Annotated in this window: 11 protein-coding genes; all 11 read right to left on the reverse strand. The window is 60.8% G+C overall.

Annotated elements, in window-relative coordinates; translation table 11 throughout:
- Nucleotide 1: 1 nt before the first annotated feature.
- Entirely contained in the window at nucleotides 2–3223 is a 3222-nt protein-coding gene (locus KJS47_RS07340) for a response regulator (protein WP_213524058.1), read from the reverse strand.
- Nucleotides 3224–3516: 293 nt separating this feature from the next.
- Nucleotides 3517–4176: a phosphate signaling complex protein PhoU gene (gene phoU / locus KJS47_RS07345; RefSeq protein WP_213524060.1), complete on the reverse strand. Its 660-nt coding sequence runs from the start codon at nucleotides 4174–4176 to the stop codon at nucleotides 3517–3519.
- A 34-nt stretch (nucleotides 4177–4210) separates the two neighbouring features.
- Nucleotides 4211–4969, reverse strand: coding sequence for a phosphate ABC transporter ATP-binding protein PstB (gene pstB / locus KJS47_RS07350; protein WP_213524062.1), 759 nt, complete (start codon nucleotides 4967–4969; stop codon nucleotides 4211–4213).
- Nucleotides 4970–4975: 6 nt separating this feature from the next.
- Nucleotides 4976–5833 (reverse strand): phosphate ABC transporter permease PstA, encoded by an 858-nt coding sequence (gene pstA / locus KJS47_RS07355; protein ID WP_213524063.1) that lies wholly within the window; start codon nucleotides 5831–5833, stop codon nucleotides 4976–4978.
- Nucleotides 5830–6672 carry a phosphate ABC transporter permease subunit PstC gene (gene pstC / locus KJS47_RS07360; RefSeq protein WP_213525007.1) on the reverse strand — a complete coding sequence of 281 codons (843 nt, stop codon included), beginning with the start codon at nucleotides 6670–6672 and terminating at the stop codon, nucleotides 5830–5832. Before pstC ends, pstA begins: the two co-directional genes overlap by 4 nt.
- A 375-nt stretch (nucleotides 6673–7047) precedes the next feature.
- Nucleotides 7048–7953 carry a phosphate ABC transporter substrate-binding protein gene (locus KJS47_RS07365; RefSeq protein WP_213524064.1) on the reverse strand — a complete coding sequence of 302 codons (906 nt, stop codon included), beginning with the start codon at nucleotides 7951–7953 and terminating at the stop codon, nucleotides 7048–7050.
- Between the two features lie 235 nt (nucleotides 7954–8188).
- Nucleotides 8189–12346, reverse strand: coding sequence for an FIMAH domain-containing protein (locus KJS47_RS07370; protein WP_213524065.1), 4158 nt, complete (start codon nucleotides 12344–12346; stop codon nucleotides 8189–8191).
- A gap of 355 nt (nucleotides 12347–12701) precedes the next feature.
- Nucleotides 12702–13784, reverse strand: a complete 1083-nt coding sequence (locus KJS47_RS07375) for a Gfo/Idh/MocA family protein (protein WP_213524066.1) — start codon at nucleotides 13782–13784, stop codon at nucleotides 12702–12704.
- Between the two features lie 208 nt (nucleotides 13785–13992).
- A complete protein-coding gene (locus KJS47_RS07380; RefSeq protein WP_213524067.1) occupies nucleotides 13993–14967 on the reverse strand; it encodes a Gfo/Idh/MocA family protein in 975 nt (324 codons plus the stop codon).
- Nucleotides 14968–15012: 45 nt separating this feature from the next.
- On the reverse strand, nucleotides 15013–15732 hold the full coding sequence (locus tag KJS47_RS07385; protein WP_213524068.1) for a response regulator transcription factor: 720 nt from the start codon (nucleotides 15730–15732) through the stop codon (nucleotides 15013–15015).
- 85 nt (nucleotides 15733–15817) lie between these two features.
- A complete protein-coding gene (gene pnpS / locus KJS47_RS07390; protein ID WP_213524070.1) occupies nucleotides 15818–17638 on the reverse strand; it encodes a two-component system histidine kinase PnpS in 1821 nt (606 codons plus the stop codon).
- Between the last annotated feature and the right edge of the window lie 196 nt (nucleotides 17639–17834).

The raw sequence follows: 17834 nt of genomic DNA on the forward strand, positions 1-17834 counted from the left end.
TTTACTTGTACAGCCACACTTTTAACAGCGAGAACAGCTGGTCGGGATTGATCGGCTTGCTGATGTAATCGCTCGCCCCCGCCTCTAGACACTTGAACCGGTCCTCTTCCATCGCTTTGGCCGTCAGCGCGATGATCGGCAGCTGGTCGTAAGCCGGCTGCTTACGGATTTTCTTCATCGCCTCGTAACCGTTCATCTCCGGCATCATGATATCCATCAGCACGAGATCGATATCGGGCTGCTGCTCCAGTACCTGGAGCGCCTCGCGGCCGTTCTGGGCGAAGCTGACCGCCATCCGGTAGCCCTCCAGCAGGCCCGAGAGGGCGAAGATGTTGCGGATATCGTCGTCGACGAGCAGAATTTTGCGCCCCTCGAGTACTTTCTCGCGATTGGACAGATTCTCCAGCAGCTTCTGCTTGTCCTCCGGCAGTCCGGCATGAATCCGGTGCAGGAACAGCGAGGTTTCGTCGTAGAGCCTCTCCTGGGACTTGACGTTCTTGATGATGATGCTGTCCGCATACTGCTTGAGCTGCGTCTCTTCCTGCGAGGTAATCTGCTTGCCCGTGTAGATGATGATCGGAATGGTCCGCAGCTGAGGGTTCGTCCGGATGCGCTCCAGCAGGTCGAAGCCGGTTATGTCCGCGAGGCCCAAATCCAGCACCATGCAGTCGAAGTGCTGCGCGCCCAGCGCCTCGAGCGCCCCCTCGCCGGTACCGACCGCGGTGATGGCCACATCCTCGTAATCGATCAGATCGACGAGACTGCCGCGCAGCGCTTCGTCGTCCTCCACGATCAGCAGCCTCTTGACCTCCTTGCGAAGAAACGATTCAATCCGCAGGAAGCTCTGCTCGAGCTTGTCCTTGTCCACGGGCTTCCTTATGTAGGCGATCGCGCCTAGGCTGAGCCCCTGCCTCTGCTCGTCCATTCCCGATATGATGTGAATGGGGATGTGCCGGGTATCCGGGTCGTTCTTCAGCCGGTTCAGCACGGACCAGCCGTCCATGACGGGCAGATGCAGATCGAGAATGATCGCGTCCGGCTGATACTTCTGGGCGAGGGCCAGTCCCTTGTCGCCCTGCACCGCGGCGAGGGTGCGGAAGCCTCTCTCCCGCGCCATCTCCAGGAGCAGCTTGGCGAATTCGAGATCGTCCTCGATGACCAGGAGCACCCGGTCGTCCTGCCCGATCACATCCCGGTCGTCCGTCAGCTCCGGCGGAGCCGAAAGATCGGGATTGGGCTCCGCTGGCAGCGGCAGCAGGACGTTCTCCGGCCGGGCGGACTTGTCCTCCCGGGATGCCGCCGCTTCGGTCTGGTCCTCCCGCGCCGGCGCGACGGGCAGATACAGCGTGAAGGTGCTGCCCTTGCCTTCCGCGGACTGGAGGCCGATATCCCCGCCGATCAGCTTGGCGAGCTCCCGGCTGATTGTCAGGCCGAGGCCCGTGCCCCCGTACTTCCGGCTGGTCGTGCCGTCCGCCTGTTGGAACGCCTCGAAGATGGCGGCCAGCTTGTCCTGCGGGATGCCGATGCCCGTGTCCACGACGGTAAAGGCGATCCGCTCCGCCGGAAAGCCGGTCCCGTCCGATTCCCGTACGGAGGCGGGAGGCGCCCAGTCGATCCGCAGATGAACGCTCCCCTGCTCCGTGAATTTGAGCGCGTTGGCCACGAGATTCCGCAAAATCTGCTGCAGGCGGTAGCTGTCCGTCTGCAGTGAGCTCGGCAGCCGGTCGGAGATTTCCACGGCAAACTCGATTCCTTTCTCCGCGGCGAGCGGCTGAAAGCTGCGCTCCATCGTCTCTTTGATTCCCTGCAGGCTGACAGGCTCGACGACCAGCGTCATTTTGCCCGATTCGATTTTGGACATATCCAAAATTTCGTTGATCCTATGCAGCAGCTCGCTGCCCGAGGAGTGGATCGTCCGGGCGTATTCCACCTGCTTGGGCAGCAGGTTGGCCTCCTTGTTCTCCTGCAGCAGTTGGGACAGGATGAGCAGGCTGTTCAGCGGTGTCCGCAGCTCATGGGACATGTTCGCGAGGAATTCCGACTTGTACTTGGACGCCAGCGACAGCTCGCCGGCCTGCCGTTCCAAATCCTTTTTCTGCTCGGCAGTAAGAACATACTGCGTCTCCAGCTCCCGCGCCTTGTCCAAGAGCTGCTGGTTGCTCTCCTCGAGCTCCTCCTGCTGCCGCTGGAGCCTCTCCTCCGATATTCGCAGGGCTCTCGTCTGTTTTTCGAGCCCTTCGTTGGACAGCTTGAGCGCTTCCTGCTGATTGACAAGCTCCTCAGATTGCATCTGGAGCTCCTCGTTCTGCGTCTGAAGCTCCTGGGTTTGCTGCTGCAGCTCCTCCTTCTGCTTCCGGGTCTCGACGAGGAGCGATTCCACCTGATCGCGGTCGCGGATCGTATTAAGCAGCGTGCCGAGACTTCCACACAGCTGGTCCAGCAGCTGGCGCTCCGTTTCGGTCAGCTTGCGCAGCGAGGCCAGTTCGAGAACAGCCAGCACCTCCGACCGGTATGGAATCGGCTGTACGAGCAGCTGCGCGGGTGCAGCGCCGCCGAGACTAGAGCGCACGCGAAAATAATCGGCGGGCACCTCCTCGATGACAATTGGCGACCGGTCGAGCGCGCATTGACCGACCAGCCCGATGCCCGGCCGGATAGCCGCTGCCGGCTCCTCCAACTCCTCCACCGCGTAACCGGCGGCGAAGCGGAGCCCTTCGCTTTCCTTCATATAGAAGGTCCCGTAGGCCGCTCCCACGAGCGGCGTCAACTCGTTCATGACGAGCTGCGCCACCTCCTTCACCGACTTGAAGCCCTGCACACGGGTCATCAGCTCCGAGATATGGGACTTGATCCAGGCCTGCTGCTCCATCGAGAGGCGAACCTCTCGTTCCTCGGCTGTCTTGTCCAGCAGATCGACGGCCAGCTCCCGGAACATGCCTGCGAGATCGCCGAATTCGTCCTTGCCCGCCGCCTTCTCCAGCGATTCGTCCAGCTTGCCGCTGGCCATTTCCTTCAGAATATAGGCAATTTGATTCATTCCTCTGTTTATGCGTTGTCCGATCGAGGCCGCAGTCCACACCCCTGCGCCCATAGCGGCCAGTCCGACTGCCGCCGCCCCCAGTGCCCAGCCCCCGGGAGCCGTGGCCGCCCCGAGAATCGTTAACGCCCCCGTACTCCCGAGCAGGACGCTGTACCCGATTCCCAGCTTCGTCTTTAGCTTCATAAAAGAACATAACTCCTTTGTGAGACAGGCCCGCACAGGTCCTGTCTGGGATGCGCTCACACCCGGGTAGCACCCATCTTTCCTTACTTCCACATGAGCCTCTACTATCCTTTACCCTTCAAGCAAGAAACGAAATCCGCCTCTTGCCGGAAGATGCCACCCTTTTCCCGAATTCAGCGGGATTCTCCTCTTGGATCGTGGAGACGAGGCCTTGTCATCCAGCACAAAAAAAAGCAGGCCGTGGCGGCCTGCCTCTTAGTTTACCATTCCTTGGCGCCGATTGCCCGATCGGCCTACGGGTTCAAGTCCTTGCGGACCCCGGTCACCAGATAGATGACCCCTTCCCCGATGTTGGTCGTATGGTCCGCAACCCGCTCCAGCGAATTGGCGACCAGCATCAGATGGATCAGCTGCCGATTGGCGGCGGCGCTCGTCCCCATCAGCCCGGTGATCTCCTGCAGCACGTCTCCGTACAGCCGGTCCACCTCGTCGTCCCGCTCAGCGAGAGCGGCTGCGCGGTTGACGTCCCGGCTTGTAAAGGCGGCCAGACTCTCCTTCAGCATCGATTTGGCCACCAGCGCCATCCGCGGGATGTCGACAAGCGGCTTGACGAGCGTCTCGCCGGCCAGACGCGTCGTTACCTTGGCGATATCCACCGCATAATCGGCGATCCGCTCGAGATCGATCGCGATCTTGAGCGCCATTCCGATAATGCGCAGGTCGCGCGCCATCGGCTGCTGCAGCGCGATGAGCCGGAGGCACCGCTCCTCGATTCTCGTCATCAGCTCGTCGATCCGATCGTCGCGGGCGACGGTTTCGCGCGCTCTCTTTTCGTCTCCAGAGGAGAGCGACTCGACCGCCTCGTTTATCTGCTCCTCCACCTCGGCGCCCATTCTCGTCAAGAGCGCCTCCAGCTCCTGGAGTGCGTGCTGGTAATTCGACCTCGTTTCCATCCGCCTGCCTCCTTCTCGTCGTCGGCCGGGTTCGTCAGCCGAACCGGCCGGTAATGTAATCTTCGGTTCTCGAATCGCGCGGCGTGGTGAACATGCGGTCTGTCTCGTCGGTCTCCACCAGGTACCCGTTCAGGAAGAACGAGGTCCGATCGGAAATGCGCGCGGCCTGCTGCATGTTGTGGGTGACGATGATGATCGTGTACCGCTCCTTTAGCTGCTGGGTCAGCTCCTCGACTTTGAGCGTCGAGATCGGATCGAGCGCCGAGGTCGGCTCGTCCATGAGCAGCACCTCCGGCTCGACCGCGAGCAGCCGTGCGATGCAAAGACGCTGCTGCTGCCCCCCGGACAAGCCGAGTGCGGACTTGTGAAGACGATCCTTCACCTCGTCCCAGAGGGCGGCCTGCCGGAGGCTGCGCTCGACGATCTCCGCCAGCTCCGCCTTTTTCTTCGTGCCGTGAATGCGGGGTCCGTAGGCCACGTTGTCGAAAATGCTCATCGGAAACGGGTTCGGCCGTTGGAAGACCATGCCGACCCGCTTGCGGAGCGAGGCGACGTCCGTATCCGGTGCATAGATGTTCTGCCCGTCTACCTGCACGCTGCCCGTAATCGACACGCCGTCAATTAGATCGTTCATCCGGTTGAGCGTGCGCAGAAAGGTCGATTTGCCGCAGCCAGAAGGTCCGATCAGAGCGGAAACGGAATGCTCCGGAATCGTCAGCTCGATGTCGTGAAGCGCCCGGTTGCTGCCGTAGGACAGGTTCAAGGCGTCTACCTGAATTTTTGTATGGGTCACCGGATGTTACCTCCCTGACAGTTTTTTCTGAATGATGCGTCCCGGAATGGCGATGAGCAGGTTCAGCCCAAGCACGATCAGGACGAGCAGCGCGGCGCTGGCATCGGCGATCTCCTTGGCGTCCGGTGCGAGCGAGCTCGAACCGGAGTACCACAGGTGGAGCGCCAGCGTCTCGCCCATCGCCATCGGATCAAAGTCCGGCACCTTGCGCGAGACGGACAGTCCCGCCGTGTAGATGAGGAGCGCGGTTTCGCCGAGGGCACGTCCCGCGACGAGCGTCACGCCGGTGATCAGCGTTGGCAGCGACGACGGAATGAGCACTTTGCGGACCGCCTGCCAACGCGTCGAGCCGAGGGCGAGCGAAGCCTCCCAATACGAAGCGGGCACCGAGCGGATCGCGTCTTCAGTTACCCGGACGAGGACGGGAAGGTTCAAAAGCGACAGCGTCGCGGCACCCGCCAAAATCGAAAATTTGAAGCCGAGCCAGTTCACGAACAAGAGGGCGCCGAACAGACCAAAGACGATCGAAGGAACCGACGAAAGTGCCTCGACGGATACCCGGACGAGCTCGGTGAACCGGTTCTTCCGGGCATAAACCGCGAGGTAGATGCCCGAGCCGATGCCGATCGGCAGCGAGAACAAGAGCGACAGGAACAGAATGTAGAATGTATTGAATAGCTGAGGACCGACGCCGCCCCCCGCCCGGACCTCCGACGGCCGTCCCGTCAGGAAGCTCCAGGACAGATGAGGCAGCCCCCTCCCGAGAATCCGGATCAGAAACCAGGCCAGGATCGCAATAATCAGCAGGCCCATCGCCCAGAAAAAGACCGTGGCCGCCCGGTCGGCCAGTTTGTTTTTGGTCATGCTTGCTCCCTCCTTTTAGCGACGACGCGAATGAGCAGAATGAGTCCTAGCGACAGCAGCAGCAGGACGAGCGCCATCAGGTAGAGAGCGTTGTTCCAGGGCGTGCCGTAAAAGGTATTGCCCATGTCCTTGACGATCGCCGTCGTCAGCACAGTAGTGGAGTCGAGCAGCGAGCCGGGAATTTTGGGCGAGTTGCCGATTACCATGAACACGGCCATCGTCTCCCCGATGGCGCGGCCCATGCCGAGAATGACGCCGGTCATGATGCCTGGCATCGTCGCAGGCAGCAGTACTCTCCAGATCGTCTGCCAGCGCGTCGCCCCGAGGGCTAGCGAGGCTTCCTCAAGCCGTCCCGGAAGCGAGCGGAGCGCATCCTCCGAGATCGAGAGGATCGTCGGCAGAATCATCACGGCCAGGATGATCGCGGCCGGCAGAATGCCGTAGCCCTGGCTGCCGAACAGCTTTCCGAGAAAGGGCACGAGCACGGTCAGGCCGATGAGGCCGTAGACGACCGAGGGAATGCCGACGAACAGATCCGCCGCGGGCCGGAGAATCTCTCTCATCCAGCGGGGAGCGATCTTGGCCATGAAGATGGCGCCCGACAACGCAAGCGGAACCGCCAGGACGACCGAGAGCAGCGTCAGCAGCACGGTGCTGTATAGGAAAGGAAACGCGCCGAAGGACGGATTGTCCGAAGACGGGTTCCATTCGGTGGAGAAGAAAAAGTCCGTAAACGAGACATCCTTGAACGTCTGTGCGCCCTGCCAGCCGACGAACAGGACGATGGCAAAGATGACGGCCGTCACCGCCGTGGCGCTGATGGCGAACAGCCGGCGCATCCAGCGGTCGTAGCCGTGCTGCCTGCCGGTCCACCTGGCGGCTTCGCGCGTTTGCGGTTCGGTTTGCGTATTTAGGGATTGATAGGCCAACGTGGGTCCTCCTTCCGCCTGTCGAGCCGTGTTCGCTCTAAAGCCTCTTCATCATAAAAGGCCAGTGTTTGCGGAACATTAAAGGTTTGTAAAGGGAATGTTAAATAAGCGGACGGCGGGCGCACACAAAAAACAGGCAGCCACAAGGGAGCCTGAGGGCAGGAGAGTTCCGCAAGCGGAGGGCTGTTGAGGGCTGTCTGTGAAAAGAGAGCCAAAAAGACGGCCGGAATCGGCCGCCTAGTCTGGCAATTGAGGGAATAGGGGTGTCAAAGCCCAACAGAGAGCTTACTTGCCGCTGAGCAGGTTCGCCGGCAGGAAGCCGAGCTTCTCGACCTGCGTGTCCTGGAACTCCTTGCTCATGATGTACTCGAGGAACGCCTTGGTTGCGCCTTCCGGCTGTCCTTTGGTGTACATATGCTCCATTCCGTACAGCTTATACTGTCCGCCCTTGATTGTTTCCTTGGAGTAAGCGACCCCGTCGATCTTAAGCGCTTTGACCTTGTCGGTGATGTACGGCGTATCGACGTAGCCGATCGCGCCCGAGCCGCCTGCCACTGCTTCAGCGACCGTTTTGCTCGCGTCCTGCACGACGCCTTCCTTGGAGAAATCTTTCCCTTCGAGCACGATCTGCTGAACGAGCTTGCGGGAGCCCGACGAATCCTGACGGTGTACCAGCGAGATTTTCTGGTCTTTGCCGCCGACGTCTTTCCAGTTCGTGATTTTGCCTGTATAGATATCGGCCGCCTGCTGCTTCGTCAGATTGTCCACCGTCACATCCTTGCTGACGATGAGCGCGAACGGTGCAATCGCTACGACGTGATCGACGAGCTTGGACTTGTCTTCCGCCGAAGCCTCGACATCCGAATTGCCGATCTGCGACGTTCCGTCCAGCACGTTCTTGATGCCTTGGCCCGAGCCGCCGCCCGTAGCGTTCACGGTTACCTTCGGGTTTTTGTCCATGAAGTCTTCAGCGGCCTGCTTCACAAGCGGCAGAAGAGCGGTCGAGCCGGAAGACGTAACGGTGCCGGATATCTCCGGCGATTTGGCCGCTTGGCTGGGCTGTACCGAAGCTGCAGGAGATCCGCTGGCGCCCGCGCTCCCTTTAGAGTCGTTTCCGCTGCCGCACGCCGTCAGCGTGCCGATCGACAATACTGCTGCAAGGACAAGACTTAATCCTTTTTTGGTTCCCATGAATGAATCCTCCCTTTTTTTCTCTAGCCTGGTTGGTTGCGAGTACTTCTTCATGGTACGACCCGAATGTAAACCCCGTCCTCATACTACGTTAACGCTGTGTAAAAACTAAAAAACATCGCTTTCTTCGCGAAAGAGAAGCAAAAAAAGGAAGACAGCCAAGGCTGTCTTCCTTTTGCGGACCCTTCCTACCCCGCTTCTAGCCGCTAGCTCCGCTTGGGCGGCGGGGTCGCAGCTACTGCCGCCACTGGGCGGTTAACGCCTCGAGATCGGTGCGCAGAATCTGTCTCGCCCGCTCCGACGTATCGCCCGGCTTGAATTCCTTCTCCAGCTGCTTCCACAAGCTGTCCGCTTGCTTCAACGCCTTGTCGCTATCGCCCTTGGCCAGATGATGCTCGATTGTGGCCAGATGAGTGGTGAGGATGGCCTGCAGCGGCTTGCCCAGTTCTCCCTCCGCAGCCAGACGCGAGACCGTCTCCAGCAGGCTTTGTGGGGTGACGTCAACGGTCAGTGTCGTCTGCGCCTGGCGGGTCAGCCCGTTCGCCAGATAGACGCTCGCCGTGACGGTCGCCGTACCCGGATTGCCGGCGGTGAGGCGCCCTGACGCATCGACCGATACGACATCAGGACGGTCGCTCGAGTAGGAGGTGTAGACAGCACCGGTAACGCTGAAGTTAGCCGGCTTGCCGTCCGCGTACCATCCGCTCAGCTGGACGCTCGTTTCCTCGCTTCGATGAAGCGTCTCTTTGCCTGCGCTTGCCTCCAGGCTGGTGAGCCCGATCCGCTCGCTGCTGAGCGGGATCGTGACGGCCGCCCCCTCGGCTACATCGTAGAGGAAGCCTTGGTTCAGGTCCGTTGTGCTCTTGTAGGAACGGATCAGCGTGATATCGCCAAGCTCCAGCGTGTACCGGCCGCTTCCTGCGGGCGTCACGCCCTTGATGCGATAAACGGCGTTCCGAACCTTGTCATTGTTCACATAGATCATTCGGCCGACCAGCTTATCGGGAGCAAGGCCCTGCAGATCCATCTGCACGGTCAGGCTATTGGAGAGAGACATCTCCTTCGTAAAATCGAGTAGCGTGCCGGTCAGCCGCGCGATGCCTTCTGCGCCCGTCTCGCTGGCGGGACGAATGAACGACCCGTCGTTCACGTAGGTAAACGCCGTTTCTCCGTTCTGCTCCGAATAGACGCCAAACGTGCCGCGGAAGGCGATCCGGCCGTCGACCGTATAGGTCTTGTCCGGATTCAAGCTGCTGACGATATAATCGGTGCGGCCGCTGGCAAGCTGGACCTTGACGGCCGTAGCTTCCGACTCGCCTACTGCCGCCCCGTCCGCCGTAACGGTCGCCGGGCTGATCGCTGTCACGAACCGGTTGTCCTTATACGGCTCGATGACGGAGGTGAACAGGCTATCCAGATTCTGGCCGGCGCGGTGCGCGAGCAGGTACCGCAGGCTCTTCGGATTGCCCGGCTTGTTCTGCGGCGGCACGCCGTCGGCAAGCGCCACATCGTCGACATGTCCGAGCATTGTCAGGCGCAGATGTAGATCCTGCGGACCCGGCAGCACCTTCCATGTGTCCGTCACCTTCCAGTCGACGCTGAACTGGCTGGCCGGGTTCTCATCCCGCTCCACATTCTTCAGCCAGTGGTAGCCGGGGCCGACATAGCCGGAGCCCGATACGCTATCGCCCGCCGGGCGAACGCCGAACTCCACACCGGGTCCCGCATAGGTGCCCGTTGGCTGCGGAGTGAGCGTCAGTCCCTCCGCGGTGGCCGGACCCTCGGCAGCGTGGAAGCTGAAGACATGGTCGCTGCCGCCCTTGACGCGGAAGAAGTCGACCGCGTACGAATTCTGCCCGTCGACGCGGATCATCGCCGTCGTCCGCTTATATAGGTCGGTCTGCGGATAGACGAGCGGCGCTTCTTGATCGGTCAGCTTGACCATCGCCGTGTTGTCGTACTGCTTCGGTTCGGCGACGACTTGCGTCTTTTGGCGCGTTTTGCCGACCTGTACGGTGTTGTGGCTGATCGTATTGTTCACCCACTCGTACCGGTTTACATCGGTGGCGTTCGCCTGCTCGGGGTAACCGAGATCCGGCAGCATGTCGATGCCAAACGCGTGCATCCCGAGGTTCAGTGAATCGCTGTGACCATGCCCGCCGTTGCGTCCGTAGTACGTCCATACGTCGCGTCTCGTATCGCCCTGTGCGCTCGCTTCCCCGTCCCGCAGGGCGGCGAAGCCATAGCCCGTCAGATTGACGCTGGAGGCGTCATAGGGGCCCTCCCGATCGATAACCGCCTGGATGTCCCGGGCGATCTTGTTCGGATCCGGGGTAAAAATATCGCTGTGGATGCCGTCCGTCGTGTTGTTGTTCTGGAAATACGCCATCTGCGCAAACACGCTGTCCCCATACACCTCAAACGCTTTGATCGTCTGGGCTTTGTTGAGCGTCAGCCCGGGATTGCCGGTCGAACCGGAGTCGCCGATCTGCGGCGTATATTTGCCCAGCATGACAAGCGGATACATGGAGGAGAACATTTTGCGGAATTTCACGTTGTTGTACAAATCCGCAGCCGGATACTTGTCGTAGCCTCTCAGGATGTCGGCGACCTGCTGGTAGGTGTTCAGCCACAGGACGTTGTAGCCGGGCGCCGCCTCGTTGCCCATGCCGTCCCGGTCGACGTCGTTCACCATGCTGAACAGCACGTTGCCGCCTGTGACCTGGTACGGAATTTTGTTGACGAACCCGCCCGGCTGGAAGACGTAATCGAGCCAGGTCTTCGTCTCCGGCAGCGTGTCGAGAACGACCGCCGCCGTCGCGAGCGTGCTTTGATGGAAGCCGTTGTTGCCGCGATTTTTGGATTCCTTGAAAGCCGGGTACATTTGGCGGAGAATGCCGTCCTCGATATTGCGCCGGATTTGCGTGCCGTTCTCTTTCAAAGGCAGGTTGTACTGCTCGCCTTTCTGCTTAAGGAACGCCACTACTTCCGGGTCATCGAACACCGGATAGAAGGCATCGTACGCATTCGCCAGGTCCTTGGAGAAGGTCGATTCCCAGATCGAGCCGATTACCTTGCCGGCCGGTGCGCCGCCGTGCGAATTGACATATATCTTACTATCGAACGTCGAGATGTCCATGGCCGGGTACAGATCGGCCACCCGGTCGAGCAGAATGGCGCCGGCGCGCGCATAGCGCAGATCGCCGGTGTAGACGTAGGCGTCGCGGAGGCCGGTCAGCGCCTGCCAGACCGCCCCTGTGCTGTACCAAGCGAACCAATGCGCATAGTAGGCAATGAACGTATAACGGGTACCGGTCGCAGGGTCCACCCAGCCGTAGCCGTCGTCTACGCCCCAGGTTGGCCCCATCTCGGGATACAGCGTATTGACGAGAAGATCGCGGTTCGCGAGATTCGGATCAAAATTGCCGTGCTCGTCGAGTCCGCTCTTGTAGTAGGCGGCAAAATCATTCGTCGGAAACCGCTTGCCGCTCGCCGGATCGATCAGCTTCCACGGCTCCTCAAGCGGATTGGCCTTCCACGGGTAGTTCCCGTACGACTTCAGGTCTCCGCTGACGGGGCTCAGGTTGCCGACGAGCTGGTTCGTGTTGTAGCTCCGCGGGATCTCCTGCGAGGACATCATCGACCAGAGCGTCTCGTAGCCTGCCGCCAGGTACGGGTCCGCCTTGGTTTTTGCAGCTGCGAGCTGGGTCTGGGCCCAATCGTATTGCTGTGCGTTCGCGCGGGCGGCATCCAGCTTGGTCTGGGTATAGATCGTGCTGCGCTGCTTGCTGCTCGTCACCTGGCTTAGGTTGACCAGATGAAGCTCGGTCGGGTAGAGCTGAAGCCCTGTCCCCCTGCCGGTTCCGCTTCCTTTGGCCGCCGCCGTCAGTGTAAGCGTGTGGGTGCCCTGGGTCAGATCTAGCGTGTCCAGGAACAGCAGGGATCCGTTCCCTCCGGTCGTGGAATAGAAGCTGTAGCGGCCTCGCGGCACGCCGTCGACCTGGACGTCTGCGGTTCCTCCTCCAGGCGCATAATACCCTTGCAGCCGGAGCAGATACTGGCTCTCCGCCGGCGCTTCGAACGAGAACGAGCGGGACTGTCCCTCTGCGGTCGCTTTGATTTGGGCTCCGTACGACTGGGCGGCGATAGAAGGAGCGGCCGCCGGGTCGCCGACCAACGACCAGCCGGGCTGGGTCGGCTGGCCGGGAAGCCCGAGCTTCCCGAACGAGTAGACGGTTGTATCCGGCATCACATAGGTGTCTTCCGCTTGGATGGCCGATTCGGCGGCCTGTCCGGGCGCCGGCAGCAAGCCGGAACAGACGGACAGCAGCATGGTGCCTAGCATCAGCTTGGCCGCATGGCGCGATAGACGGGTGTGCAGATTGGAATTCACAGGTTACCTCCTCGGTTTGAAAACGCTTTAGTTTTGACGCGCAACAAAACGACTTGCTTTCTCCTGTCGATTCCTGGTGCAGGCGGCAGCTTGCTGCCGCAAGTCCTTCGTGCCTCCTTTCCATCGGATTCGCTGTCTGCGCAACATGATCGATACTTAACCTGTATCGTACCCGTTATTTTCTACAACAACCGGCAAGACTCCTTTTCCCCGGCGTGTCCAAAAATGTACCATAAATCGGACACCGGCTTCCGGATGCCAGCTTCTCCGGCCGGCGTACTGCCCGGACACGGCAAAAAGCCCGGCTTCCCTGAGGGAAACCGAGCCAAGAGACGGATGGGAAAGCGTGACGCGATTAATCGAAATAGATAGCTTTACCGGTACGCGAGGACTCGTAAATCGCCTCGAGAATCTCCGACACGACCAAAGCCTGCTCCGGCGTAACGACCGGCTCGGTGTCGTTCTGGATCGCCTCGATCCACAGCCGCATCTCGAGATCCGGGCCCTGCTCTTCCTTGGAGTCGTAGAACGCCACTCCTTTGCCCCCCAGATTGATCTCCTGGGTATAGAGCCGTCCGAGGCTCTCGCCGTTGATGCGCAGCCCGTCCTGCATATCGGCGCCGCCCTCGGTTCCGCAAAGCGTGCACTTCGCTTCTCCGTCCTGCAGCGTGTTGAGCGCCCAGCTGGATTCCAGCACGATGGTGGCGCCGTTCTTCATGGTGATCATGCCGAACGCGGAATCCTCAACCGTGAATTGCTTCGGATCCCAAGGACCCCAGGCGTTCGCAGCGTTCTCGCGTTGAGACAGCTTATGATAGGCGGTGCCGAGCACCACTTTGGGCTCATAATTGTTCATCATCCACAGCGTCAGGTCAAGCGCGTGTGTGCCGATGTCGATGAGCGGGCCTCCGCCCTGCTTCTCCTCGTCCAGGAAGACGCCCCAGGTTGGCACGGCACGCCGGCGGAGCGCATGCGCGCGCGCATAGTAGACCTCGCCCAAATCCCCTCTCTCGCAGATCTGGTGGAGATACTGCGAATCGAGACGGAACCGGTTGTTGTAGCCGATCGTCAGCTTCTTGCCGGATTTCTTCGCAGCTTCGAGCATGCGGCGGGCATCGGCAGCCGTCTTGGCCATCGGCTTTTCGCACATGACGTGCTTATCCGCTTCCAATGCGGCGATCGTGATCTCCGCATGGGAATCGTTCGGCGTGCAGACATGCACGACGTCGATCGAGGCATCCTGGAGCACTTCCTTGTAATCGACGTAAACCTTGGAGCCCTCCGCCCCGTATTCCTTCGCCGCTTTCTCGGCCCTCTCCACAATCAGATCGCAGAAGGCCACCATCTCTACGGTGTCCAGCTTCGCCAGGCTCTTCATGTGTTTGCCGTTTGCAATGCCGCCGCATCCGATGATCGCGACTTTCAGCTTGTTCGACATGACAGATTTCTCCTCTCGCATATGCGCTGTATCCGGGATAGCCGCCATGGGCCCCCTCGCAGGAATAAGTATAGAAAATGCCACTGGAAAAGAAAACCGTCGGTTGCTTGCTCGCGCTCTTAATCCGGGGGGAACGGCAGCGGAGCCGGGGCTGTCTCCTCCGTCAGGCCGGCGGCTGCCCCTGTTCCTTCCGTCTCCCCCTTGGCCGCTAGATGAGCGAAATTCTTGTCTTCTCGCGGTCCGCTTGGAACAGCGCATCCGTGATCCGGGTCTGCTGGATGGCGTCCTCGATGCCGAACGGCACCGGCTCTTCCTTCAGAATCGCGTCGGCGAACGCCTCCACCTGGAAGATGTACGCCTGGACCCGGTCGGTGATCCACTTCTGCTTCTGCCCGTTGTATTCCGCCGTGATGGTGACGCTGTTCGGCTCGACCTTGGAGGCGACGGACATCCTGCCCTTCGTCCCGTACAGATCGAACGAAGAGCCGTTCGCCATATCGAAGGCGGCGCAGCACTGCGCGACCCGGTTGCCGGGGTAGTAGAGCGACCCGATGAAACGGGCGTCCACATCCGTATCCGACCACTTCATCATGCTCTCGACGGCGACCGGCTCCGCATCCATGAAATAACGGCTCCAGGCGATCGGGTAGCAGCCGAGATCGTACAGCGCCCCCCCTCCCCATTCCTTCACCCAACGGGTGCTGGCCGGGTCCGCGACGAACGAATAATGCGCGGTCATCACATTGACCTCGCCGATAACATCGTCGTCGAGCATCGCCTTGATCGCGGGGTAGGCCTTCTGGAACCGCCAAGAATGCGCTTCCATAACTTGAACGCCGTTAGCCTTGGCGGCCTCCGCAACCTCTCTTGCTTCCTGCTCGTTCATCGTGAACGGTTTCTCCAACAATACATGCTTGCCCGCCTGAAGCGCCTTGATCGCCCATTCCTTGTGCAAATGATTGAGCAGAGCAATGTAGACGGCGTCGATTGCGGGGTCTTCAATCAGCTCCTGGTAATTGGCATACCGATGGGCCAGGCCGTACTTGAGCGCGGCGCTCTCGCCGTTCTCCGGCGTCCGGCCGGCGATACCGTGCCATTCGCTGTTCTCCGCATGGTGGATGGCAATGCCGGCCTTCGAGATAATCTTGCCCGTGCCGAGCACGCCCCAACATAGCTTGCGCATCCGCTCACCTCGCTTCCTGCATTGTCCGGCGGCCGGAGGCCGCCTTTACTTCTGCTTGCCCGAGTGGGCGACGAGCTTGTAGCCGACGCCCCGGATCGATTCGATCTGGACCGACTGCTGGTTCATCTCCAGCTTCTTGCGCAGGGAGCTGACGTGAACGTCCACCGTCCGCTGCCCTCCGATATAGTCGAATCCCCAGACGACGTTCATCAGATCGTCGCGCGTCACGACCACCCCGGGCCGCTGAACCAAGTACAGCAAGACCTCGAATTCCTTCGGGCGCAGTGAGATGGGTTCCCCGTGCAGATGCACCTCGTATTTCTCCGGATAGATCATCAGATCGCCGACCGGTATCGCCTTCTCTCCGCCTTCTCCGCCTTCCTCTGCGGTCTGGTCCGGCGAGACGCGCCGGAGCACAGCCGCCACCCGGGCGAGCAGCTCCGCCACGCCGAACGGCTTGGTGATGTAGTCGTCGGCGCCGTACTTGAGCCCCTGGACGATCTCCTCCTCGGCGCTGCGCGCGGTGAGGACGATGACCGGCGTCCGGATGCCGGCCTGCCGCAGACGGGATAGAATCTCGAGCCCGTTCATTCCCGGCAGCATCAGATCGAGAATGATCAGATCATGCCGGTTCTTCATCGCCGCGCGGAGACCGTCTCCGCCGTGATCGACGAGCTCGACCAGATACCCTTCCTGGGACAGATTGTACGAGAGAAGACGTGCCAGCGTCGGCTCGTCTTCGATGATCAACAGGTTGTGCTGCATGGGACTTTCCATCTCCCGCCTTTGTGTGTAATCCTGGTGGAGCCCGTTGCTTCGTTTCTATTATAGCTCTTTTTTCGCCCGATTGCTAAAATCTTCCCGGCTGCTCCTGCACAACCGGCAGCTCGATTAGGAACCTCGTGCCGGCCCCGTGCTCGCTCTCTACCGTAATCGTGCCGTGATGCAGCTCCACCAGATGCTTAACGATCGACAGACCGAGACCCGTGCCGCCCGAGCTCCGCGAGCGGGCCTTGTCCACCCGGTAGAAGCGTTCGAAGATGCGCGGCAAATCCTTCTTCGGAATGCCGATGCCCGTATCCGAGACGGCAATCCGGATCTTGTCGTAATCCCCTGTCCCGTTCTCGAGCAGGACGGGCTCGGCCGTCACCCGGACGCGTCCTCCCTCAGGAGTATAATTGATGCCGTTGGACAGCAAATTGATGAGAATTTGGCGGAGCCGGTCCTCGTCGGCCTCCATGAACAGGCTCGGCTCGCATGCGGCTTCCAGCCGGATGTTCTTTTTGTCCGCTTCGGCCTGCATCATCTGAACCGTCTTGGCGAGGAACTCCGGCAGGTCGACCGGCGAATACTGGAGCGGCACGCGCTTCGATTCGATCTTCGACAGCTCTAGGATGTCCCCGATCAGCCGGTTCAGACGCTCGCTCTCGTCATAGATAATCTGCAGGAAGGCGCGAGCGGTCTCCGTATCGTTCATCGCGCCGGCGAGCAGCGTTTCGGCAAAGCCTTTAACGGCCGCGACCGGTGTCTTGAGCTCATGGGAGACATTGGCGACGAACTCGCTGCGCACCCGTTCCAGCCGCCTGAGGGCCGTTATGTTGTGAAGCACAACGAGCGCGCCGGTCCCTTCCTCCTCGTCCTCCTGCGCGATCGGATTGAGCGACACCTCGAGGATGCGCTCCTCGGGGTAATAGACGATCATCTCGTCGCGCACCGGCTGCCGGGTATCGAGGCATTCCTGGATCATCTGCGCGAGCTCGAACGGCATACGGGCCTCCCCGTATTCGCGCCCGAGCAGCTCGCCCGTCGAGATGCCGAGGAATTCCTCTCCCGACCGGTTGAGCAGCGCGATCGTGCCGCCGGCGTCGATCATCATGACGCCGCTCTGCATGTTCTCGAGCACGTTCTTGAGGCGCTCCTCTTCCTTGCGGATGCGGTTCATCTGCGTCTGCAGGCTGCCCGCCATCGTATTGATTGCCGCCCCCAGCTGGCCGACCTCGTCGCGAGTGCGAATCTTGACGCGGGCCCCGTAATGCATGTTGGTGATCTGCCGGGCGACCCGCATCATCTTCTCGATCGGCCGGGTCAGCCCATGCGCGAGCCGGTAGGACACCACTCCGGCGAGGAGCGTCAGCACGCCGAGTCCCGCGAACAGGAACAGCCACAGCTTCTTGAGCGAGGCATCTACATGCGCGAGCCCCATGGCTAGGCGTATGTAGCCGGTAATGGCGCCGCCCGGCTCGCGAAGCGGCAGGGCGACGTACAGCATATCCGCATCCAGCGTCGCGCTGTGCCGGATCGAATAGCCGATGCCGGCTTCCTTGGCTTCTACGATTTCTTTGCGCCCGCTGTGATTGTCCATCGTCTCGGGCGGCTGGTCGGAATCGCCGACCACCGTGCCGTCGGCTCGGATGAGCGTAATCCGGGCGCCTGCCGATTCCTTCAAATAGGCAATGCGGTCCTGATACTCCCTCAGACGGGAGGCTTCTGCATCGTACAGATCCCAGCGGTACGCCACCTGCAGCAGCCGGATCTCGCGGGCGAGGTTGTCCTGCTGCGATTCGATATAGAGCGTCTTGATCAATTGCGCCGTGAAGACACCCGCCCCTGCGAGGGAGAGCCCGATCAACAGGACGAATAGAGCGGTCAGACGATTGCGGAATTTGTTCATGGAAGTTCACTCGCTTCTCTCTTGTCCGGCAGCCGGCTCGCCTGCCGGCTGTCGGCAGGGGCGCGGCTGCATCCGCGGACTTCCTTCCTCTTATCGTAACCCGGCATGCAGGGAAAATCCACCGTCCCGCCGCGAGCCGAAGATTAAGGTTTTGTAAAGGTGCACATCCTAACGATTCCAGCTCTCTTCGCGAAAG

Origin of the sequence: Paenibacillus sp. J31TS4 (assembly GCF_018403265.1) — a bacterium.
Taxonomy (GTDB): domain Bacteria; phylum Bacillota; class Bacilli; order Paenibacillales; family NBRC-103111; genus J31TS4.